Below are 20,365 nucleotides of genomic sequence, written 5' to 3'. Positions count from 1 at the left end.
CCCGGCCACCGCGCCCCAACTCACCGTAACGACCGGTTTGTTCGTCGGGCCTGACGCTCGGACGCTGGGTGTGGCTGGCGCGGCCGGGATCACGCCAACGGCGATGGTCTTGGCCGCACTCCACTGGCCGCAGCCGTTGGCGTTGCATGCCACTACACGATAACCGTAGTTGGCAGTGGTCTTGCCGCTGAATGCCATGCTGCGGGCCGTGCTGTTCTGCACGCTGGTCCAGCTACCGCCGTTGACTTGCTCCTGCAGCGTGTAGCGCGTTGCCGTGCTGACACTCGTCCAGCGGAAACCGGGACCGGAAACCGGAAACCGGGACGGAGGAAGTTAAGCCCGCCTGGAAACCGGGACGGAGGAAGTTAAGCCCGCCTTGGCATTCTTCAAAGCTTGAACTCGAACTGCTTCACCATCTGCCGTTCCGCCCTCGGCCACACCGGGCACAACGCCTCCACCGCCTCCATCAACTCCACCCAATCCGACAGATCGCCCCTGCCCGCCTGCACGACATCCAGCACGTCGCTGCCGACCAGCGGCTCGCGGACGCCTTCATGCTTTGTCGTTGGCGATTTCGGCGAGTAGTTCATCCAGCATTTCCTTGCGATCGAACAGCGCGAAGTATTCCTGTACCTCGACCATGTTGAGCCGGCCGCGCTGCACGCGCAACAGCGCGCGGATGTCATCGAAGTCGCGCGTGCGGGAGGGGTTGTTGACCAGCGCCTGCAGCTTGAAGCCGATCAGGCCTTCGGCGCTGATGACGCGCAGCGGCCCCATGGCTGTGAAACGCTCCTCGGCGTCGGCGAGCAGGCGTCGCGCTGTTGGGCGATGCGCGTACAGCAGATCGAGGCCCTCGTCCTCGCGCAGGTAATTGGCCGCGTCCTCGCTGCGATGGACGCAGCGGTAACCGAGCGACAACAGGATCTCGTGCAGCCGATCCGCATCGTCCGCGTCGGCCAGGAAATCCACGTCGCGCGTCGCGCGCACCACCTGATGTGCTGCCAGCGCCAGACCGCCGATCAGCGCAGGCGTGGTCTTGCAGCCCACAAACGCGGCGACGGCCTGCTTGATCTGTTCGACAAGGCGGGACATGCGTTACATGTTCCGCCGGTATTCGCCGCCGACGTCATACAACGCATGGGAAATCTGCCCCAACGAGTTGTACTTAACCGCCTCAACCAACTGCTCAAACACATTCCGCCGATCCCGCGCCGTCGTCTGTAGCACCTTGAGGCTATCAGCAGCCAGCGCATTCCGCGCCTCCCCATACCGCTTCACATTGGCAATCTGCGCCCCCTTCTCCTCCTCCGTCGACCGGATCAACTCGATCTCGGTGGCAATTTCCCCGCCATGATCCTTCGGCAGGAACGTATTCACGCCGATCAGCGGCAACGAGCCATCATGCTTCTTGTGCTCGTAGTACATCGACTCCTCCTGGATCTTGCCGCGCTGGTACATGGTGTCCATCGCGCCGAGCACGCCGCCGCGCTCGCTGATCGCTTCGAACTCCTTGTATACGGCTTCTTCCACCAGGTCGGTGAGGGTGTCGACCACGTAGCTGCCCTGCCACGGGTTCTCGTTGAAGTTGAGGCCGAGTTCCTTGTTGATGATCATCTGGATCGCCACGGCGCGGCGCACGCTTTCTTCGGTGGGCGTAGTGATGGCTTCGTCGTAGGCGTTGGTGTGCAAGCTGTTGCAGTTGTCGAACAGCGCATACATCGCCTGCAGCGTGGTGCGGATGTCGTTGAACTGGATTTCCTGCGCGTGCAGGGAGCGGCCTGAGGTCTGGATGTGGTACTTCATCATCTGGCTGCGTGGGCTGGCGCCGTAGCGTTCGCGCATGGCGCGGGCCCAGATGCGGCGGGCGACGCGGCCGATCACGGTGTATTCCGGGTCCATGCCGTTGCTGAAGAAGAAGCTGAGGTTGGGCGCGAAGTCGTCCACCTTCATGCCGCGGGCGAGGTAGTACTCGACGATGGTGAAGCCGTTGCTCAGGGTGAAGGCGAGCTGGCTGATCGGGTTGGCGCCGGCTTCGGCGATGTGATAACCGCTGATGCTGACCGAGTAGAAGTTGCGCACCTTGTGGTCGACGAAGTACTGCTGGATGTCGCCCATCATGCGCAGCGCGAATTCGGTGCTGAAGATGCAGGTGTTCTGCGCCTGGTCCTCCTTCAGGATGTCGGCCTGCACGGTGCCGCGTACCTTGGTGAGGGTGTCGGCCTTGATGCGGGCGTAGGTTTCCGCGTCGAGCAGTTCGTCGCCGCAGACGCCTAGCAGGCCGAGGCCCAGGCCGTCGTTACCCTTCGGTAAATCACCGTGGTATTGCGGGCGCGAGGTGTTTTTGTAGAGCTTGTCGATGCGCTGCTGCGCGGTGGCCCAGCGCTGGTCGTCTTCCTTGAGGTACTTCTCCACGTTCTGGTCGATGGCGGTGTTCATGAACATCGCCAGGATCATCGGCGCGGGGCCGTTGATGGTCATAGACACCGAGGTGTGCGGGTCGCTCAGGTCGAAGCCGGAGTACAGCTTCTTCATGTCGTCGAGGGTGGCGATGTTGACGCCGGAGTTGCCGATCTTGCCGTAGATGTCCGGGCGCGGGGCCGGGTCTTCGCCGTACAGGGTGACCGAGTCGAACGCGGTGGACAGGCGCGTGGCCGCACCGCCCTGGCTGAGGTAGTGGAAGCGCCGGTTGGTGCGCTCGGGCGTGCCTTCGCCGGCGAACATGCGGGTGGGATCTTCGCCGCTGCGGCGGTACGGGTAGACGCCGCCGGTGTACGGGTAGTGGCCGGGCAGGTTTTCGCGGCCGAGAAAGCTGACGAGTTCGCCCCAGTCTTTCGATTTCGGCGGGGCGACTTTGGGGATTTTCTGGTGGCTCAGGGAGTCGCGGTAGTTGTCGACGCGGATGACCTTGTCGCGGACCTTGTATTCGTTGATGTCGGCGGTGACGGAGGCGTAGAGCGCGGGCCAGTCGCGGAGTTGGCGGATGGCTTCGTGGGTGAGTTCCTTCAGGGCGGCGTTGTAGCGTTGGCGCAGGAGGAGCATGGAGGGATCGGCGGAGGCCGTGCCCCCATCCGCCCGTTGGGCACCTTCCCCCGCAGGCGGGGGAAGGGAAGCATTCAGAGCGTCGCGGGCGTAGAGGTCGAGGGGCTTGGGCAGCAACGGATCGCCCAGCTCCTTCAGTGACTCGTAGTAGTGCTGCGCCTTGCTGGCGAATTCGGCCTGGGTTTCGATGGCCTTGTTGATGGCGCGGCCCTGCTCGGCGATTTCGGCGAGGTAGCGGATGCGGGCGCCGGGGATGAGGACGGTGGCGCGGGGTTCTTTCAGGGTGGTGTCGAGGTTGGGCTTCCAGTCGCATTTGCTGGTGTAGGAGCCCACCCTGTGGGCGATGCCTTCTTTATCGCCGTTCGACGCCGCGTGATCGCGCACAGGGTGCGCTCCTACAGGGTCGGTGCCGTCAGGCTCCGCGCCGAGGTGCAGTTTTTCGCGAAGCAGGCGACACAGGTTCGCGAACATCCAGGTGACGCCCGGATCGTTGAACTGGCTGGCGATGGTGGGATAGACCGGCACGTCGTCGTCGCTGACGTTGAACGCGGTGCGGTTGCGCTTCCACTGCTTGCGGATGTCGCGCAGGGCGTCTTCGGCGCCGCGCTTGTCGAACTTGTTGAGCACGATGAGCTCGGCGAAGTCGATCATGTCGATCTTCTCCAGCTGGCTGGCGGCGCCGTAGTCGCTGGTCATCACGTAGACGGGGAAGTCGACCAGGTCGACGATCTCCGAATCGCTCTGGCCGATGCCGGCGGTCTCCACGATGACCAGGTCGTAGGGCTGGCTTTTCAGGAACGCGATGCAGTCGTGCAGCACGGTGTTGGTGGCGGCGTGCTGGCGGCGAGTGGCCATGGAGCGCATGTAGACGCGATGGCTGCGCAGCGAGTTCATGCGGATGCGATCGCCCAGCAGCGCGCCACCGGAGCGACGGCGGGTGGGGTCGACGGCGAGCACGGCGATGCGCATGTCGGGGAACGCGTGCAGGAAGCGCAGCAGCAGCTCGTCGACCACCGAGGATTTGCCGGCGCCGCCGGTGCCTGTGAGGCCGAGCACTGGCGTGCTTGGCTGGGAACAGGGAACAGGGAACGGGGAACGGGTGGCGCTTGCCCAGGCGCGGCGTAGCTCGGTCAATTCGGCGTCGCTGAAGGCGCCATCTTCGATCGCGCTCAACATGCGGCCGATGCTGATCTCGTCGTCGATGTCGGGGGTTGTCTTTACCGATTCCCGATCCCCTATTCCCGATTCGCGCGCGCGCGCCGCGCGCGCAACTACATCCTCGATCATCTCCACCAGCCCCAGCTTCATGCCGTCGTTGGGGTGGTAGATGCGCTCGACGCCGTAGTCCTCGAGCTCGCGGATTTCCTCCGGCGTGATGGTGCCACCGCCGCCGCCAAACACGCGGATGTGGCCGGCGCCGCGCTCGCGCAGCATGTCGATCATGTACTTGAAATATTCGACGTGGCCACCTTGGTAAGAGGAGATGGCAATGGCGTCGGCGTCTTCCTGCAGGGCGGCGCGCACCACGTCTTCCACCGAGCGGTTGTGACCCAGGTGGATCACTTCGGCGCCTTGCGCCTGGATGATCCGCCGCATGATGTTGATGGCCGCGTCATGCCCATCGAACAGGCTGGCGGCGGTGACGAAACGCAGCGGCGTGGCTTCCGCCGGCTTCGTGTCGGTGGGGACGTGCTTGGCGGGGGAACTCATGGCAACTCCGTACATCGTGCGCGATCAACGCATCGATTCTAGTGGCGGCTGTCGCCAAGGGCTTGCTGCAGCGCGTGCAACCAGGCCGCTGGAGGCGATGGCGCAAGCCGTTGTCCGGGGCGATTTACGCCCTGCCCTGCCTGCTCGCATACTTGCCGCCGGCGGCACGGCATCCATCGGAAACCGGCCGAAGGGCTGTCGCGAAAAGGCGCGCGGGGTGCCGTGAAAGCATGAGTCGTCGGACGCGGCGCGGTTGCCGAAAGCCGCCCGGCGAATGGAACAACCGGATCGTTCAACGCTGTCTCATCCAGGGAAAACACGCATGAAAAGACTGATGCTCGGTGTCATCCTCGCCCTGGCCGCGATGGTCGTGCAGGCGAGCTCCAGCAGCGATATCGAAGCCTCCGCCATCGTCAATGGAACCCTCGTGGTCGCCCAGGACGGCACGGTGCAGGCCGTGGTCGTCGACGAGCCGGAAAAGTACGGGCAGCCGATCGTGGACCTGGTGCGCAAGGCCGTCTCGCAGTGGCGGTTCCAGCCCGTGCTTCGCGATGGTGCGCCCGTGGTGGCCAAATCCACCATGCACGTGCGGGTGGTGCTCGGTAAGAAGCCCGACGGCAACTACACCGCGCGCATCAAGGGTGCCAGCTTCGGCGACAGCGACGCGCCATCCACCGATGCGGTGCGCCGTGCCGAAATCAACAAGATGTTCCCGCCGAAGTATCCCGAGGCGGCCATCCGCGGCCGCGTACAGGGAACGGTGTACCTGGCGCTGCGGCTGGATCGCGGCGGTCGCGTGGTCGACGCGGTGGCCGAACAGGTGAATCTTGGCAACCTCGGGCCGGATCCTCTGCTCAAGCAGTTCCGCGCCGTGCTGGCCGACTCGGCCCTGAAGGCGGCGCGCCAGTGGCGCTTCGAGATTCCCACCACCGGCCCGCTGGCCGCGCAGGAAAGCTGGACCGTGCATGTTCCGGTCAACTACGCCCTGAACGACCACAATGCGCCCCCGCGCAACACGACCTGGGTCAGCTATGTGCCCGGCCCGTATACGCCGGCGCCCTGGCTCCACAAGCCGGACCTCAACGCGGCCGACGCGCTCGCCGACGGCAGCGTGCGTACCGATGGCGCAGGGCCGGTGCTGCTGTCCACGCTCGACCACGGCTGATACGTCGCCACGGCCGGGTGATGGGCCACACCGCCCGGCGGCGGCCACGGCAACACGGGCGTGTCGCTACGCCACACCGTACGGCAGGTTGGGCGAGCTCACCACGCGCTCGCCCACCGACCCGCCGCGCGCGAAAGCGATCACGGCAGCAACCACCTCGGGCGCATCCAGCACCCGGCGATGGCCCAGCCCCTGCGTGGTGAGCATGCGTGCGCCGGGCCAATGCCGGGCATAGCGCTCGCCCTCGCCCCACGGCACGTCCTCGTCGTCCAGGTCGTGCACGACCAGGCAGGGCTGGCCGTAGTCGCGCACGCGGCGTGCGATCTGCAGATCATCCACGTCGATGCCGGTGCGTTGCCGATGCCAGGCGAAGAACGGCTGGCGCAGGTGTTCGCCCAGTCGCACCAGGCGGAAGAAGCGGCCCGCGGCCGCGTGCATGTCGGCGGCGGGCGCCACCAGCACGCATTTCTCCGCGCGCCACTGCTCGTCCTGCGCAAACGCCAGCGCGGCGCCACCCAGCGAATGGGCGATGGCCAGCGCGGCGTTGCCGTAATGGCGGCCCACCGCGCGCACGGTGGCGGTGAACTCGGGCAACGTGCAGAGGCTGCCGCTGCTGTGCCCGTGGCCGGGTTGGTCGAACGTGACCACCGCCAAGCCCAGCGCGCGCAACGCGTCGACCCAGGGAAGAAAGCGCAGCCCGAAGCTGGACCAGCCGTGCAGCAGCAGCGCATACGGCTGCGTGGCGGGGTCGCCCCAGACATAGGTGGCGATGGTTTCGCCGTTGACCTGCAACTGGCCGCGGCGCATGTCGCTGCCCGCCTGCGCCGCCTGCGCGCGACGGCGGCTGCTGGCGAACGGCGTGGCGAACAGACGCGCGGCGCGGTTGACCGTACGCCCAGGCGCCAGCCGTCCACCCAGCGCGAACGCGGCACGAACGACGCCCAGCTTGAGGCGTGCGGAGAAGGCGGGGCGATGCATCGGCGTTCCGGTGGACATGGTGGGCCTCAGGTTTGCCAGCTGCGCCACAGGCGCTCGAACGCGCGCTCGGCGTGGCGTTTGGCTTCATCGAAACCGAACAAGCCGCCGTCGTGATGCAGGCCGAGCATCAGCGCATAGATCTCGAAGGCGAGCAGTTCGGCGTCGGTGTCGGCGCGCAGGTGGCCTTCGGCCACGGCCTGTTCGATCGCCTTGCACAGCTCACGGCGCCAGCCGGCCATCTGCTCCACCACGCGGTCGTGCAGCGGGCCGCGGCGGCCGTCGTATTCGCTGGCCGACGACAGCAGCACGCAACCGCTCTGGAATTCGCGGCCCCAGTTGAACCAGTTGGCCACGATCGCCCGCAGCCGCGGCAGGCCGCGTGGTCGCTTCAGCGCGGGCGCCAGCACCGTGGCCATGAAACGCTGGCCGCCCGCATCGAGCACCGCCAGTTGCAACTCCTCGCGCGAACCGAAATGCGCGAATACGCCGCTCTTGGACATGCCCACGTCGGCGGCCAGGCTGCCGATGGACAGGCCTTCCAGCCCGCCGTGGCAGGCCAGCGCATAGGCGTGGTCGAGGATGGTCTCGCGCGTGGCGATGCGCTTTCCGGTGGCGGCGGGGGTATTCATGGGCGAAGGAATAGCACGATCGTTCGTTCTTTTCAACAGCGCGCCCACGCGGCCGTGATGTGTTCTCCGTATGCTTGCCGTTACCCGTCCAAGGAGGAACACCATGAAATACCGTCACCTGTTGGCGCCGCTGGCCACCGTGCTGCTGAGCGCCTGCGTCACCTCGCCCACCGGCCGCTCGCAATTGATGATGGTGTCGGATGCGCAGATGAACGAGATGGGGCTGACCGCGTTCAACGACATGCGCAAGCAGGGCAAGTTTGTCGATGCGCCGCGCGAACGCGCCTACGCCACCTGCGTGTCGAAGGCGCTGATCGCGGTGCTGCCGCCGCCGTGGAACACGCAGCAGTGGGAGGTGCAGATCGTGGACGACGACACCGCCAACGCGTTTGCCCTGCCCGGCGGCCGCATCGGCGTGAACAAGGGCATGTTCAAGCTGGCCAACAACCAGGACCAGCTGGCCGTGGTGCTTGGCCACGAGCTGTCGCACGTGGTGGCGCGCCATGGCGCGGAGCGCGTGTCGGACAACATGGCCACGCAGGCCGCGGTGGCGGCCGGCACCGCGTATGCCGGCACGCGCGGCACCAACACCGGCTACGTTGCCGCAGCGTTGGGCTTGGGCGCGCAGGTGGGCATCCTGCTGCCGTTCTCGCGCACGCAGGAAAGCGAGGCCGATACGCTGGGCCAGCGCTACATGGCGCAGGCCGGTTTCGATCCGCGCGCGGCGGTGACGCTGTGGCAGAAGATGGGCGCGCAAGGCGGCAGCAAGCCACCGGCGTTTCTTTCCACCCACCCGTCCACCGGCAACCGCGCGCAGGCGTTGAACCAGCAGGCGCAGCAGTTGATGCCGGTGTACGAGCAGGCGCGCAAGAGCGGCCACGCGCCGAATTGCCGCATGTAAGCAGGAGCCCGCGTTTGCTGCGTCGCGGGAACACCTTCACGGGCGAAGTACTAAACTCCGCGCCAGTTTCATCGCCCCGGCCTCGGTCGGGGCGATCAGTTTCAGGGTTCCCCTGTTCCCAGGGCGGCCGCGTCGCATCGCCCCCGCTCCTGTCTGTAGATGCCGTTCGGCACCGTAATCCATGGAGTCACCGTTCCAATGATTTTCGAAACCATCGCCAACACGGGACACGAGGAAGTCGTCTTCTGCCACAACAAGGACGCCGGCCTCAAGGCCATCATCGCCATCCACAACACGGTGCTGGGCCCCGCGCTCGGCGGCTTGCGCATGTGGCCGTACAAGACCGAGCAGGAGGCGGTGAATGACGTGCTGCGCCTGTCGCGCGGCATGACGTACAAGAACGCCGTGGCCGGCCTCAACCTGGGCGGCGGCAAGGCGGTGATCATCGGCGATCCCAGCAAGGACAAGTCCGAGGCGCTGTTCCGCGCGTTCGGCCGCTTCGTCAATTCGCTGGGCGGCCGCTACATCACCGCCGAGGACGTGGGCATCGACGTCAACGACATGGAGTACGTGTTCCGCGAAACCGACTACGTCACCGGCGTGCACCAGGTGCATGGTGGCTCGGGCGATCCGTCGCCGTTCACCGCCTACGGTTCGCTGCAGGGCGTGATGGCGTCATTGCAGGCCAAGTACGGCAACGAGGACGTGGGCAAGTACAGCTATGCCGTGCAGGGCTGCGGCCACGTGGGCGGCGAGTTCATCAAGCTGCTGCGCGAACAGGGCGCCAAGGTGTTCGTCACCGACATCAACAAGGAAGCGGTGCAGCGCTGCGTCGACGAACTGGGCTGCGAGGCGGTGGGCCTGGACGAGATCTACGATGTGGATGCGGATGTGTACTCGCCCTGCGCGCTGGGTGGCACCGTCAACGAGCAGACCATCGACCGCATCAAGGCGAAGATCATCTGCGGCCCGGCCAACAACCAGCTGGCCACCGACGCCATCGGCGACGAGTTGCAGAAGCGCGGCGTGCTGTACGCGCCCGATTACGCGGTGAACGCCGGAGGCGTGATGAACGTGTCGCTGGAGATCGACGGCTACAACCGCGAGCGCGCCATGCGCATGATGCGCACCATCTACTACAACCTGGGGCGCATCTTCGAGATCTCCAAGACCGAGAACATCCCCACCTACAAGGCCGCCGACCGCCTGGCCGAAGAGCGCATCAACGCGATCGGCAAGATCAAGCTGGCGCACATGGGCAACGGTCACACGCGCTTCCAGGGGCGCATGCGCGGGCAGTAAGCACACCGGTCTCTTGCTCCTCCCCCTGCAGGCAGGGGGAGGTTGGGAGGGGGTGGCCCGGGCTGGCGAGAATGCCAAAGACCCCCTCGCCAGCCCTCCCCTGCGACCGGAGGAAGTCCCTTTGCGGCATGCAGGGAAGGGAGCAAAGCGCGGTCGCGCACGCAGCTTTTGGACGTCCATTCGGCGCAAGCGCGGGCCGCATCGTATGCTTCCCGCATGAAGCAAACGTCCACTCTCTCCAGCTACTGGTTTCGCCTGCTCGGTTACGACCGTTTTGCCGAATGCGTACGCGTGCTGCTGGCGCTGGGCGGCATCGTGGTCTACGGGCTGGTCAGCGGTGAGCTGGCGGCGATCATCCCGATCCTGCTGGGCGCCATCGCCTGCGCGCTGGCGGAAACGGAAGACCAGTGGCGCAACCGCCTGATCACCCTGCTGGTGACGCTGGCCTGTTTCACGGTGGCCGCGGTGGCGGTGGAGTGGCTGCTGCCGTACCCGGTGGCGTTCGCGATCGGCCTGTGGCTGTCGACGGTGCTGCTGGTGATGCTGGGCGCGCTGAGCGGGCGCTACAGCACGATCGCCGGCGCCACGCTGATCCTTGCGGTATACACGATGCTGGCGTCGGATCTTGCCGGCGGCGCGCCGACGGGCCTGCTGCTGGAACCGGCCCGCATGCTGGCCGGCGCCGCGTGGTATGGCGTGCTGTCGCTGCTGTGGAGCGCGCTCTCGCCGCAACAGGCGGTGCGGCACGCGCTGGCACGGTTGTTCAATGCGCTGGCCGATCAGCTGGACGGCAAGGCGGCGCTGTTCCTGCCCTTGCGCGGGCGCGACGACCAGGCTCTGCAACTCGAACTGGCGCGGCGCAACGAGAACGTGGTGACGGCGCTCAACGACACCCGCCTGATGCTGATCGACCGCATCGGCAGCCGCCGCGCGCGCGGCGCCACCGCGGTGCTGCTGCAGCGCTATTTCATGGCGCAGGACATCCACGAGCGGATCAACTCCTCGCACTACCCGTACGACGCGCTGGCCACGGCGTTCTTCCACAGCGACGTGCTGTTTCGCTGCGAGCACCTGCTGCGGTTGCAGGCCAGCCGCTGCCGCCAGCTCGCCGATGCCTTGCGCCGGCGCAGCCGGATCGGGCGCGACGACGACGTGGAAGCCGCGTTTGCCGATGTGCGCACCTCGATCGAATCCCTGCGCCAGACGCCGCACGAACCGGCGCTGCTGCGTGCCCTCGACGGGCTGGCGAGCAACCTTGCCGCCATCCACGACCTGCTCGACGGCAAGGTGCTGCTGGACCGGCACATGGAATCGACCCTGCAGGACCCGGCGCCGCAATCGCTCGCCGATGCCTGGGCCCGCATCCGCGCCCAGTTCAGCCCGCGCGCGCCGCGCTTCCGCCACGCCATACGGCTGGCCACGGCGCTGCTGGCCGGTGATGTGGTGATGCGCCTGCTGCATCCGCAACATGGCTACTGGATCATGATGACCACGCTGTTCGTGTGCCAGCCCAGCTACCACGCCACCTGGCGCGTGCTGCTGCAGCGCCTGGGCGGCACCATCGCGGGGCTGGTGATCGGCTGGGCGGCGCTGAACTCGATCACGCCGCAATGGCAGTTGCCGCTGGTCGCGCTGACCGGCGTGGCGTTTTTCGCGGCCCGCCACCGGCGCTACGGCGTGGCCACGGCAATGATCACCTTGTTCGTCATCATGCTGGTGAACCAGGTGGGCGACGGCTATGCGGTGATGCTGCCGCGGCTGCTGGATACGCTGGCCGGCGCCGCGATTGCCGCGCTGGCGATCCATTTCATATTGCCGGACTGGCAGGCGCGACAACCGGGCCAGCTGCTGGCCGACACGCTGCACAGCGACGCGCGCTACCTGGCGCGCATCCTGCCGCAATACCGCAGCGGCAGGCACGACGATCTGGACTACCGCATTGCCCGCCGCGACGCCCACAACGCCATTGCCGCGCTGAGCGGCCTGCTCGGCCAGATGCTGCGCGAGCCCGGCGGCAAGCATCGCCACGACGATGTGCTGTTGCGATTCCTGACCGCCGCGCAGGTACTGCTGGGTCACCTGTCGACGCTGGGCAGCCATCGGCAGGTGCTGTCCGCCGACGCCGTCGACGCCGTCATGCAGCGGGGTGGGCAGGCCGTGGCGGCCCTGGAACGCGTGGCCGATGCCCTACAGCGGTCGGCGCAGGCCGCCGGCCCCGCCGATCATCCGGACGACCCCACCGAAGCCGTGCCCGACGACGACGCGGCGACCCTGGTACTGAACCAGTTGGCGCTGGTGCGCGGCCAATGCCGCAAGCTGGCCGATCTCACCGCCGAGTGGCAGCCGGCGTGACCTGGTGATGCGCGGCGGCCACCCGCATGCCGGGGCCGCCAGCACGCCCGGATCGCAGCGCGCCGGGGCCCGCGTCCCATGCCGAAAGATGGCTGACGCCGGCCCTGATTCTGCTACACTCCGTCACGCGTTTTTGACGCGTAAACCCTTGCCTGAAAAGGGCTAGGGCCACAGGGGGCCCGCGTCGCGGGAGGATCGGCCAGGCCGCTCCGCCAACATCGGAACCTCATGGGGACAGACACGGGAATGCCGGCGTCCGGGCGTGCGAAAGCGCCCGGCCCATTCCCCGTCCATGCCTTGCATGGCATCACCGGAACAAGAGCAGGCGGAAGAGTTATGAGCGCGATGATGATGGAAGCAGGGATCAGCGACGAGGCCATCCTGGACAGGCTCAGGGACGTGCTTCGCGACACGTTCGAGATCGACCCTGCGCGGGTCACGCCGTCGGCGCAGTTGTTCACCGACCTGGAGCTGGACAGCATCGATGCGGTGGATCTGGCGATCCACGTGCAGGAGATGACCGGCATGCGCATCAAACCCGAGGACTTCAAGAGCGTGCGCACCGTGGGCGACGTGATCGCCACCGTGCACACCTTGCTCGCCCGCTGACGGCGGCCTCTTGCGTCGGATGCCGGTCCCGCCGATGTCAGTGCCCGCGGCACGCCTGGCGCCGTGCGCGCTGATCCCGATCTACAACCACAAGGCCACCATCGCCCGCACCGTGCAGGCCCTGCGGGCGCAAGGCCTGCCCGTGATCGTGGTCGACGATGGCAGCGATGCCGAGACCCGCGCCGTGCTTGATGCGCTGGCCGCGAGTGGCGAGATCCAGCTGCTACGCCTGCCGCACAACCAGGGCAAGGGCGCGGCGCTGGTGGCCGGGCTGCTGGCCGCGCGCGAGGCCGGCCATAGCCACGCACTGCAGATCGACGCCGACGGCCAGCACGACGTCAACGACGTGCCGCGCTTTCTGGAAGCATCGCACCAGCATCCACGCGCCATGGTGTGCGGGCGCGCGGTCTACGACGACAGCGTGCCCAAGGCGCGCCTGTACGGCCGCTACCTCACCCACGTCTGCGTGTGGATGGAGACGCTGTCGCTGGCCATCGACGATTCGATGTGCGGCTACCGGCTGTATCCGCTGGACGAAACCTCCGCGGAAATCGCCCGCGCGCCGCTGCCGGCACGGATGGATTTCGACACCGAGATCGCCGTGCGGCTGGTGTGGCGCGGCGTGCCGGTGCGCAATGTGCCCACGCGGGTGATCTACCCGGCCGATGGGCTGTCGCATTTCCGCATGTTGCACGACAACGTGCGCATCACCGCCATGCACACGCGATTGCTGCTGGGCATGCTGCCGCGCGCACCGCGCCTGCTGTGGCGCCGATGGAAGGCAGGCCGCCTTGCGGCCACTGTCCCCCACCACCTTGACGAGAAGCCGTTGCGATGAAGCGCGTGGTGATCACCGGCATGGGCGGCATCACCGCGCTCGGCCACGACTGGGCAACCATCGAGGCGCGATTGCGCGCGGGCCGCAATGCCGTGCGCGCGATGCCCGAGTGGAACCATTTCGACGCCCTCAACACCCGCCTGGCCTGCCCGGTGGACGACTTCACCCTGCCGCCGTGGCCGCGCCGGCTCAGTCGCTCGATGGGTCGCGTGGCGCAGCTGGCGGTGGCGGCCAGCGAGCATGCGATGCGCGACGCGGGCCTGCTCGACGACCCCAGCGTGCGCGACGGTCGCATGGGCGTGGCCTACGGCTCGTCCGGCGGCAGCGTGGAGCCGGCGCGGGTGGTCGGCCACATGCTGGACACCGGCTCGATGCAGGGCGTCACCGCCACCAGCTACATCCACATGATGGCGCACACCACGGCGGTGAACATCGGCGTGTTCTTCCAGCTGAAGGGCCGCGTGATCCCCACCTCCAGCGCCTGCACCTCGGGCAGCCAGGCGATCGGCTACGGCTACGAGGCAATCAAGTACGGCCGCCAGACGATGATGCTCTGCGGCGGCGCGGAGGAGTTGTCCGGCCCCGGCGCGGCGGTGTTCGATGCGCTGTTCGCCACCAGCACCCGCAACGACGAGCCCGGCCTCACGCCACGTCCGTTCGACCGCGCCCGCGACGGCCTGGTGGTGGGCGAAGGTGCCACCACGCTGATCCTGGAGGAGTACGAACACGCCAAGGCGCGCGGCGCCACCATCCATGCCGAGATCATCGGCTTCGGCTGCAACTCCGACGGCAACCACATCACCCAGCCCACCCGCGAAACGATGGCCACGGCGATGCAGTGGGCGCTGCAGGACGCGGACATTTCGCGCGAGGCGATCGGCTACGTCAGTGCCCACGGCACCGCCACCGATCGCGGCGACGTGGCCGAAAGCCACGCCACGGCCGCGGTGCTGGGCGCGCGCGTGCCGGTGAGCTCGATGAAAAGCTATGTCGGCCACACGCTGGGCGCCTGCGGCGCGCTGGAGTCGTGGTGGGCGATCCGCATGATGCGCGAAGGCTGGTTTGCGCCCACCATCAACCTCACCGACGTCGACCCCGAATGCGCCGAGCTGGATTACGTCACCGGTGAAGGGCGCCGGCTTTCCACCGACTGCGTGATGAACAACAACTTCGCCTTCGGCGGCATCAACACCTCGCTGATCTTCCGGGCCAGCGACTGATGGCGCCCGACCTGCTCGACGCGCGCGGCCTGCCACGGGTGGTGGTGACGGGGATGGGCGTGGTCAGTTGCCTGGGCAACGGCCGCGAGGCATTTCGCGAGGCGCTGCAAACCGGCCGCAGCGGCCTGCGCGCGATGGACAGCTTCGCCCGCCGCGGCCTGAACACGCGCGTCGGCGGGCCGGTCGACGTCAGCACCCTGCCCGAGCCGCCGCGCAAGCTGCGCCGTTTCCTGGCCCAGCCGGCGCTGTACGCCTGGCACGCGATGGGCGAGGCAATCGAACACGCGGGGCTCGACGCGGCCCAACTGGAAAGCGGCGACTGCGGGCTGGTGATCGGCGGCGGTGCCTCGTTGAACGAATACGAAGCGGGCCTGGAGGCTTACCGCAGCAAGGGCGTGGGCCGGTTGTCGCCGTTCCTGGTATCGCGCGGCATGAGCAGTGCGTTGTCGGCCTGTCTTGCGCATGCGTACGGCATCCGCGGCGTCACCCAGACGGTGGCCTCGGCCTGCACCAGCGCCACGCTGGCGATCGGCCAGGCGATGGAGCTGATCCAGCTGGGGCGCCAGCAGATCGTGCTCACCGGTGGCAGCGAGGAATTGTTCGAAGGCACCGCCACCTGGTTCGATGCCTTCGGCGCGTTGTCCGCCGCCAGCGCCGACCAGCCCCAGCGCGCGTCGCGGCCGTACGACCGGCAGCGCGACGGCTTCGTGCTGGCCGCCGGTGCCGGCGCGCTGGTGCTGGAATCGCTGGCGCACGCGCGCTCGCGCGGCGCCAATGTGCTGGCCGAGCTGACCGGTTTCGGCGCCGGCACGGATCCGGCCAGCATGGTCGGCCCCGGCGTGGACGGCATGGTGCGCGCGCTGCGCCAGGCCTTGCAGCAGGCCGGCACGCTGCCCGACTACATCAACACCCACGCCTGCTCCACGCCGCAGGGCGATCTGCAGGAATGGCAGGCGATCGAAGCGGTGTTCGCCGAACGCGGCGCGCCGGTGCCGGCGATGTCGTCGATCAAGGGGCTGAGCGGCCACGCGCCTGGCGCCGCCGGTGCGCTGGATGCGATCGCCAGCGTGCTGATGATGCAGCACGGTTTCGTGGCCGCTGGCGCGCCTGTGATCGACGCCGATCCTGCTTTTGCGGCGGCGCCGCTGGTGCAGCAGACCCACGCGCGCCGCATTGACAGCGTGCTGTCGCACAACTTCGGCTTCGGTGGCAGCTGCGCCGCGCTGATGTTCCAGCGGCCGGCGGAGCAAGCCGCATGATCGCGCTGCGCATCGAGCAGTGGCGGGCATGGGCGCCGGGCGTGGCCAGCGCCGAGGAATGGCTGGCCTGGGCTCAATCGCCGCGCGTGCTGACCGATCGACAGGAGCAGCCGGAGTGCTTGTCGCTACCACCGATGCAACGCCGCCGCCTGAGCCGGCTGGCGCGGATGACGATGGAAGTGGCCTCGCCCTTATGCGGCGACAACGAGCAGTTGCCGTTCGTATTCGCCTCGCGCCACGGCGAAACCACGCGCACGTTCAACCTGCTGGGCGACGTGGCCGGCGAGCAGCCGTTGTCGCCCACGCAGTTCGGCTTGTCGGTGCACAACGCCATCGCCGGCCAGTGGTCGCTGCTGCGCGGCCAGCGCGGTGAATCGGTGGCGATCGCCGGCGAGGCGGATACCTTCGAGCACGCCATGCTGGAAGCATCGACGCTGCTGGCCGCCGGCGCCTCGTCGGTGCTGGCGGTGATCGCCGAGGAAGTGCCGCCGGACGCGTATGCCGGCTGGATCACCGACGTGCCGTTCTCCTACGCCGTGGCCCTGCGGCTGGGCCGCACGGATGCGTCGGCGGGCGACGGCTGGCAGCTCGACCTGCAGCCCGATGACGGCGACACGCCGCCCTGCCCGTGGCCGCATGCGCTGGATTTCCTGCGCGCCCTGCAGACCGGCGCGTCCTCGTTGCAGCACGCCTGGAAACGACGCCGATGGCAGTGGCAGCGCACGTGATGCACCGCCGCCGCGACGCGTGGCTGTGGCGCCTGCTGGCCACGGGCGCCAGCTTTGCCGTGTTCGGCATCGGCGGGGTGATCCTGCGGGTGCTGATCCTGCCGTTGTTGGCACTGCTGCCGGGCGGCCCGCTGGCGCGCCGTCGCCGCGCGCGCGCCGCGATCAGCCGCGCGTTCCATCTGCATGTGCAGTTCATGTACCGCACCCGCGTGCTGGATTTTCGCATCGACGGCGCCGAGCGCCTGGGGCGGCCGGGCCAGCTGGTGATCGCCAATCATCCGTCGCTGATCGACGTGGTGTTCCTGATCTCGCAGATGCGCGACACCAATTGCGTGGTGAAGGCCAGCCTGTGGAACAACCCGTGCATGCATGGCGCGGTGCGCGCGGCGCAGTACATCAGCAACAACGGCAGCCCGGAGATGCTGGAGCAGGCGGCCAACGTGCTGCGCCAGGGCCAGACCCTGGTGATGTTTCCCGAGGGCACGCGCACCACGCCGGGGCAGCCGCCGGTGTTCCATCGCGGCGCCGCCGCCATCGCCCTGCTCGGCGCGCGCACGATCACGCCGGTGTTCATCACCGTGGTACCCACCACGCTGACCAAGGCCGAACCGTGGTACCACATCCCCTGGCGGCGGGTGATGGTGCATCTGCGCGTGGGCGACGATATCGACCCGGCCACGTTCAACGACGCGCCCCGGCCGATCGCCTCGCGACGCCTGAACCAGCACCTGCATGATCTCTTTCTGGAAGGACTCGACGCCCCATGACCACCCAAGATCCCGTGTCCGCACAGACCGCGCTGCAGCAGGACATCGCCCGGCTCATCATCGACACGCTGAACCTGGAACACCTGGCCGCCACCGACATTGCCGTGGATCAGCCGCTGTTCGGCGACGGCCTGGGGCTGGATTCGGTGGACGCGCTGGAGCTGGCGCTGGCGTTGCAGAAGCAGTACGCCATCCGAATCGATGCCGACGTCAAGGCATCGCGCAAGCATTTCGCCACGGTGGCCAGCCTGGCCGCCTTCGTGCAGGAGCAGCGCAGCGCATGCGGCGACTAATCGCCAAGATCGCCTTGCCGCTGGCCGGCGTGCTGTACCCGTTCGTGGTGTACTTCGGCACGGAGAAGGTCGCGCCGCCGATCTTCGCGCTGGTGCTCGGCGCGATCTGGCTGATCCGCGGGCCCAGCCTGCTGCGTCAGCCGGGCGGCCGCTGGATGATGGGCATCGCCCTGCTCTACTGCGTGCTGCTGATGTTCACCGGCGAGGCGATGCTGCTGCGCTGGTATCCGGTGCTGCTCAATGCCTTCCTGCTGGCCGCCTTCGGCTGGAGCCTGGTCTACGGCCCGCCCTTCGTCGAACGCTTCGCGCGCCTGCGCGAACCCAACCTGCCGCCGGCCGCCGTGCGTTACACCCGCGTGGTGACCTGGGTGTGGGTAGGCTTTTTCGCGTTCAACGGCAGCATGTCGGCGGCGCTGACGCTGTGGGCGCCGCTGTCGTGGTGGACGCTCTACAACGGCATGATCTCCTACGCGCTGCTGGGCATCCTCTTCGGTGGCGAATGGCTGCTGCGCCAGCGATTGCGCCGGAGTTTTGCGTGAGCCCGCTGGCGCTTGCGGCCAGGGTACTCGCCGACCATCCCTGGCTGGATGGCGCCTGGGCAGGCAGCACCGGCGCCCTGCTGTTGCTGAGCCGCAGCGGCCAGGCCCAGTTCCATCGCGAGGGACGCCAGTCGCTGCTGCACGCGTTGCAATCGCAGCTCGCCACGCACGATCTGACCGTACCGAGCCACTGGCGCCTGCTGGACGCGCCGCCACCGGCCACCGACCGCGCCACCATCGAGCGCCTGCTGGCGACACCGCGCCCGCGCCAGGTCACTCCCATTGCCGAGCAGGAAAACGCGGGCCGCTGGAGGCTCGATCTGGTGCTGCCGTCGGACCTGGTCCTCTTCGACGACCATTTCCGCACGGCGCCGGTCCTGCCGGGCGTGGTGCAGGTGGCGTGGGCGCTGGCGCTGGCTGCGCCGCGCCTTGGCACCTCGAACCACTGCCGCGAGATGGAAGCGCTGAAATTCCAGCGACTATTGCGTCCCGGTGACGCGTTGGAGCTCGACCTGCATTACGAGGCCGAGCCCGGCACGACGCTTGGGAAGCTGCACTTCGCCTACCGCCTGGCGGGCCAGCATTGCTCATCCGGGCGCCTGCGGGTGACCCTCGCCCATGGCTGAGCACAGCACCGACAAGCAGCATTGGGCGGCGCAGCGCGAGCGTGGAAGCTTCTGGCTGATGAAGCTCACCGCGCTCGGTTTGCGCCTGTTGGGACGGCGCCCGATGACGCCGGTGCTGTATGGGATCGTGCTGTACTTCTTCGTGTTCGGCCGCCGCGCCCGGCGCAACGTGCGCCAGTACCAGGATTACCTCGCCCAATGGAGCGGACGCAGCGACCTGCGCCCCACCCTGCGCAGCGTGTTCGCCCAGTTCATGGCCTTCGGCGAGAGCCTGCTCGATCGCCTGGATGCGTGGCACGGCAAGCTGAAGCTCGACCAGGTGACGCTGCACGACCCTGATGGCGTGCGCGAGCGGCTGACGAAAAACCGGCACGGCCGCCGCGGCGAGATCCTTGTGGGCACCCACCTGGGCAACCTGGAGGTGTGCCGCGCGCTGGCGGAGCTGGGCGAGCAGGTGCCGCTGAACGTCCTGGTGCACACGCCCAACGTGGCCCATTTCAACCGCCTGCAGAGCGCCGCCGGCGATCATCAATTGCACCTGTTGCAGGTCAGCGAGATGGACGCGGCGCTGATGCTCGACCTGTCGCAACGGCTGGACCGCGGCGAATGGCTGGCGATCGCCGGCGACCGCGTGCCGCTGCAGGATGGCCGGCGCGTGGTGGTGGATTTCCTCGGCCACCCGGCGCCGTTCCCGCAAGGCCCGTGGATGCTGGCCGGGCTGCTGCGCTGCCCGGTGAACCTGATGTGCTGCCTGAAGATCGACGGCCGCTACCAGATCCACCTCGAATCGTTCATCGACGCGCCGGCCTGGGACCGTCGCCAGCGCGAGGCGCTGATCGCCGGCTGGGTGCAGCGCTATGCCGATTACCTGGCGCAGAAATGCCTGGTGGCGCCGCGGCAATGGTTCAATTTCCACCCCTACTGGCACGTTGACGCGCCAGCGACCGCCACTGGAGAAAACGATGCGCACCCGCGGCGTGCTGCACCTTGATACCGAGATCACCGTGCCGTTCTTCGACGTCGATTCGATGAGCGTGGTCTGGCACGGCCATTACGTGAAATACCTGGAGATCGCGCGCTGCGCGCTGCTGGACATGATCGGCCACAACTACCTGGACATGCAGGCCTCCGGCTATGCCTGGCCGATCATCGACCTGCAATTGCGCTACGTGCAGGGCGCGCGCTTCGGCCAGCGCCTGCGCGTGCGCGCGGACCTGGCCGAATGGCAGAACCGGCTGAAGATCAACTACCTGATCAGCGATGCGGAAACCGGCGAGCGGCTGACCCGCGCCAGCACGGTGCAGGTCGCCGTCAGCGCCGCCGACGGCATGATGCAGCTGGTGTCGCCACAGGTGATGATCGACGCGGTCGAGCGTCACCTGCCGCCCTCTTCATCCACCCACGCCTGAT

General features: G+C 67.7%; 20 protein-coding genes. 15 read left to right on the top strand and 5 right to left on the bottom strand.

Features of this window, described 5'->3' with window-relative positions; all coding sequences use genetic code 11:
• Positions 1-386 precede the first annotated feature (386 nt).
• The 3 genes from ABD017_RS02910 to ABD017_RS02900 are packed head-to-tail and all read right to left on the bottom strand — an operon-like array spanning position 387 to position 4,749.
• Complete coding sequence (locus ABD017_RS02910) at positions 387-590, bottom strand: hypothetical protein (RefSeq protein ID WP_343879943.1); 204 nt, start codon at positions 588-590, stop codon at positions 387-389.
• The gene (locus ABD017_RS02905) at positions 553-1,092 is read right to left on the bottom strand and encodes a nucleotidyltransferase family protein (protein ID WP_343879941.1); all 540 of its coding nucleotides are present in this window, start codon (positions 1,090-1,092) and stop codon (positions 553-555) included. The genes ABD017_RS02910 and ABD017_RS02905 overlap by 38 nt, the downstream gene beginning before the upstream one ends.
• Positions 1,093-1,095: 3 nt before the next feature.
• Positions 1,096-4,749, bottom strand: a complete 3,654-nt coding sequence (locus ABD017_RS02900; RefSeq protein ID WP_343879939.1) for a methylmalonyl-CoA mutase family protein — start codon at positions 4,747-4,749, stop codon at positions 1,096-1,098.
• Positions 4,750-5,071: 322 nt separating this feature from the next.
• Between ABD017_RS02900 and ABD017_RS02895 the strand changes: the two genes are divergently transcribed.
• The gene (locus tag ABD017_RS02895; RefSeq protein ID WP_343879937.1) at positions 5,072-5,914 is read left to right on the top strand and encodes a TonB C-terminal domain-containing protein; all 843 of its coding nucleotides are present in this window, start codon (positions 5,072-5,074) and stop codon (positions 5,912-5,914) included.
• Between the two features lie 66 nt (positions 5,915-5,980).
• Here ABD017_RS02895 and ABD017_RS02890 read toward each other — a convergent pair whose 3' ends face one another.
• Together ABD017_RS02890 and ABD017_RS02885 are read right to left on the bottom strand one after the other, a co-directional pair.
• Positions 5,981-6,892, bottom strand: coding sequence for an alpha/beta fold hydrolase (locus ABD017_RS02890; RefSeq protein WP_343879935.1), 912 nt, complete (start codon positions 6,890-6,892; stop codon positions 5,981-5,983).
• Between the two features lie 26 nt (positions 6,893-6,918).
• Positions 6,919-7,521 (bottom strand): TetR/AcrR family transcriptional regulator, encoded by a 603-nt coding sequence (locus tag ABD017_RS02885; RefSeq protein WP_343879933.1) that lies wholly within the window; start codon positions 7,519-7,521, stop codon positions 6,919-6,921.
• A 103-nt stretch (positions 7,522-7,624) separates the two neighbouring features.
• On the opposite strand from ABD017_RS02885, the gene ABD017_RS02880 reads away from it, so the two are divergent.
• The 14 genes from ABD017_RS02880 to ABD017_RS02815 all read left to right on the top strand — a co-directional run bounded on the left by ABD017_RS02880 (position 7,625) and on the right by ABD017_RS02815 (position 20,364).
• Complete coding sequence (locus ABD017_RS02880; RefSeq protein WP_343879931.1) at positions 7,625-8,422, top strand: M48 family metallopeptidase; 798 nt, start codon at positions 7,625-7,627, stop codon at positions 8,420-8,422.
• A 198-nt stretch (positions 8,423-8,620) separates the two neighbouring features.
• Positions 8,621-9,724, top strand: a complete 1,104-nt coding sequence (locus ABD017_RS02875; RefSeq protein ID WP_343879929.1) for a Glu/Leu/Phe/Val dehydrogenase dimerization domain-containing protein — start codon at positions 8,621-8,623, stop codon at positions 9,722-9,724.
• Between the two features lie 216 nt (positions 9,725-9,940).
• Entirely contained in the window at positions 9,941-12,076 is a 2,136-nt protein-coding gene (yccS, locus tag ABD017_RS02870) for a YccS family putative transporter (RefSeq protein WP_343879927.1), read from the top strand.
• Positions 12,077-12,412: 336 nt separating this feature from the next.
• Positions 12,413-12,685 (top strand): acyl carrier protein, encoded by a 273-nt coding sequence (locus ABD017_RS02865; protein ID WP_343879925.1) that lies wholly within the window; start codon positions 12,413-12,415, stop codon positions 12,683-12,685.
• Positions 12,686-12,719: 34 nt separating this feature from the next.
• Positions 12,720-13,523, top strand: coding sequence for a glycosyltransferase family 2 protein (locus ABD017_RS02860; RefSeq protein WP_425543648.1), 804 nt, complete (start codon positions 12,720-12,722; stop codon positions 13,521-13,523).
• On the top strand, positions 13,520-14,743 hold the full coding sequence (locus ABD017_RS02855; RefSeq protein ID WP_343879921.1) for a beta-ketoacyl-ACP synthase: 1,224 nt from the start codon (positions 13,520-13,522) through the stop codon (positions 14,741-14,743). Before ABD017_RS02860 ends, ABD017_RS02855 begins: the two co-directional genes overlap by 4 nt.
• Positions 14,743-16,002: a beta-ketoacyl-[acyl-carrier-protein] synthase family protein gene (locus ABD017_RS02850; RefSeq protein ID WP_343879919.1), complete on the top strand. Its 1,260-nt coding sequence runs from the start codon at positions 14,743-14,745 to the stop codon at positions 16,000-16,002. Before ABD017_RS02855 ends, ABD017_RS02850 begins: the two co-directional genes overlap by 1 nt.
• Positions 15,999-16,730: a beta-ketoacyl synthase chain length factor gene (locus ABD017_RS02845; RefSeq protein WP_343879917.1), complete on the top strand. Its 732-nt coding sequence runs from the start codon at positions 15,999-16,001 to the stop codon at positions 16,728-16,730. Before ABD017_RS02850 ends, ABD017_RS02845 begins: the two co-directional genes overlap by 4 nt.
• Complete coding sequence (locus ABD017_RS02840; RefSeq protein ID WP_343879915.1) at positions 16,709-17,497, top strand: lysophospholipid acyltransferase family protein; 789 nt, start codon at positions 16,709-16,711, stop codon at positions 17,495-17,497. Before ABD017_RS02845 ends, ABD017_RS02840 begins: the two co-directional genes overlap by 22 nt.
• Positions 17,494-17,790: a phosphopantetheine-binding protein gene (locus tag ABD017_RS02835; protein ID WP_343879913.1), complete on the top strand. Its 297-nt coding sequence runs from the start codon at positions 17,494-17,496 to the stop codon at positions 17,788-17,790. The genes ABD017_RS02840 and ABD017_RS02835 overlap by 4 nt, the downstream gene beginning before the upstream one ends.
• The gene (locus ABD017_RS02830) at positions 17,778-18,329 is read left to right on the top strand and encodes a COG4648 family protein (RefSeq protein ID WP_343879911.1); all 552 of its coding nucleotides are present in this window, start codon (positions 17,778-17,780) and stop codon (positions 18,327-18,329) included. Before ABD017_RS02835 ends, ABD017_RS02830 begins: the two co-directional genes overlap by 13 nt.
• A complete protein-coding gene (locus ABD017_RS02825; protein ID WP_343879909.1) occupies positions 18,326-18,955 on the top strand; it encodes an ApeI family dehydratase in 630 nt (209 codons plus the stop codon). The genes ABD017_RS02830 and ABD017_RS02825 overlap by 4 nt, the downstream gene beginning before the upstream one ends.
• The gene (locus tag ABD017_RS02820) at positions 18,948-19,946 is read left to right on the top strand and encodes a lysophospholipid acyltransferase family protein (protein ID WP_343879907.1); all 999 of its coding nucleotides are present in this window, start codon (positions 18,948-18,950) and stop codon (positions 19,944-19,946) included. Before ABD017_RS02825 ends, ABD017_RS02820 begins: the two co-directional genes overlap by 8 nt.
• Positions 19,918-20,364 (top strand): acyl-CoA thioesterase, encoded by a 447-nt coding sequence (locus ABD017_RS02815; protein ID WP_343879905.1) that lies wholly within the window; start codon positions 19,918-19,920, stop codon positions 20,362-20,364. Before ABD017_RS02820 ends, ABD017_RS02815 begins: the two co-directional genes overlap by 29 nt.
• Position 20,365 lies beyond the last annotated feature (1 nt).

It is taken from the genome of Rhodanobacter caeni, from assembly GCF_039523575.1.
Taxonomy (GTDB): domain Bacteria; phylum Pseudomonadota; class Gammaproteobacteria; order Xanthomonadales; family Rhodanobacteraceae; genus Rhodanobacter; species Rhodanobacter caeni.
This window is presented reverse-complemented; position numbering and strand designations above follow the sequence as displayed.

What these genes read in the sequence shown, in the direction of transcription:
- ABD017_RS02910 (WP_343879943.1), bottom strand. Translation starts at nt 590, where the DNA reads ATGAACTACTCGCCGAAATCGCCAACGACAAAGCATGAAGGCGTCCGC.
- ABD017_RS02905 (WP_343879941.1), bottom strand. Translation starts at nt 1,092, where the DNA reads ATGTCCCGCCTTGTCGAACAGATCAAGCAGGCCGTCGCCGCGTTTGTG.
- ABD017_RS02900 (WP_343879939.1), bottom strand. Translation starts at nt 4,749, where the DNA reads ATGAGTTCCCCCGCCAAGCACGTCCCCACCGACACGAAGCCGGCGGAA.
- ABD017_RS02895 (WP_343879937.1), top strand. Translation starts at nt 5,072, where the DNA reads ATGAAAAGACTGATGCTCGGTGTCATCCTCGCCCTGGCCGCGATGGTC.
- ABD017_RS02890 (WP_343879935.1), bottom strand. Translation starts at nt 6,892, where the DNA reads ATGCATCGCCCCGCCTTCTCCGCACGCCTCAAGCTGGGCGTCGTTCGT.
- ABD017_RS02885 (WP_343879933.1), bottom strand. Translation starts at nt 7,521, where the DNA reads ATGAATACCCCCGCCGCCACCGGAAAGCGCATCGCCACGCGCGAGACC.
- ABD017_RS02880 (WP_343879931.1), top strand. Translation starts at nt 7,625, where the DNA reads ATGAAATACCGTCACCTGTTGGCGCCGCTGGCCACCGTGCTGCTGAGC.
- ABD017_RS02875 (WP_343879929.1), top strand. Translation starts at nt 8,621, where the DNA reads ATGATTTTCGAAACCATCGCCAACACGGGACACGAGGAAGTCGTCTTC.
- yccS (WP_343879927.1), top strand. Translation starts at nt 9,941, where the DNA reads ATGAAGCAAACGTCCACTCTCTCCAGCTACTGGTTTCGCCTGCTCGGT.
- ABD017_RS02865 (WP_343879925.1), top strand. Translation starts at nt 12,413, where the DNA reads ATGAGCGCGATGATGATGGAAGCAGGGATCAGCGACGAGGCCATCCTG.
- ABD017_RS02860 (WP_425543648.1), top strand. Translation starts at nt 12,720, where the DNA reads ATGTCAGTGCCCGCGGCACGCCTGGCGCCGTGCGCGCTGATCCCGATC.
- ABD017_RS02855 (WP_343879921.1), top strand. Translation starts at nt 13,520, where the DNA reads ATGAAGCGCGTGGTGATCACCGGCATGGGCGGCATCACCGCGCTCGGC.
- ABD017_RS02850 (WP_343879919.1), top strand. Translation starts at nt 14,743, where the DNA reads ATGGCGCCCGACCTGCTCGACGCGCGCGGCCTGCCACGGGTGGTGGTG.
- ABD017_RS02845 (WP_343879917.1), top strand. Translation starts at nt 15,999, where the DNA reads ATGATCGCGCTGCGCATCGAGCAGTGGCGGGCATGGGCGCCGGGCGTG.
- ABD017_RS02840 (WP_343879915.1), top strand. Translation starts at nt 16,709, where the DNA reads ATGGCAGTGGCAGCGCACGTGATGCACCGCCGCCGCGACGCGTGGCTG.
- ABD017_RS02835 (WP_343879913.1), top strand. Translation starts at nt 17,494, where the DNA reads ATGACCACCCAAGATCCCGTGTCCGCACAGACCGCGCTGCAGCAGGAC.
- ABD017_RS02830 (WP_343879911.1), top strand. Translation starts at nt 17,778, where the DNA reads ATGCGGCGACTAATCGCCAAGATCGCCTTGCCGCTGGCCGGCGTGCTG.
- ABD017_RS02820 (WP_343879907.1), top strand. Translation starts at nt 18,948, where the DNA reads ATGGCTGAGCACAGCACCGACAAGCAGCATTGGGCGGCGCAGCGCGAG.
- ABD017_RS02815 (WP_343879905.1), top strand. Translation starts at nt 19,918, where the DNA reads ATGCGCACCCGCGGCGTGCTGCACCTTGATACCGAGATCACCGTGCCG.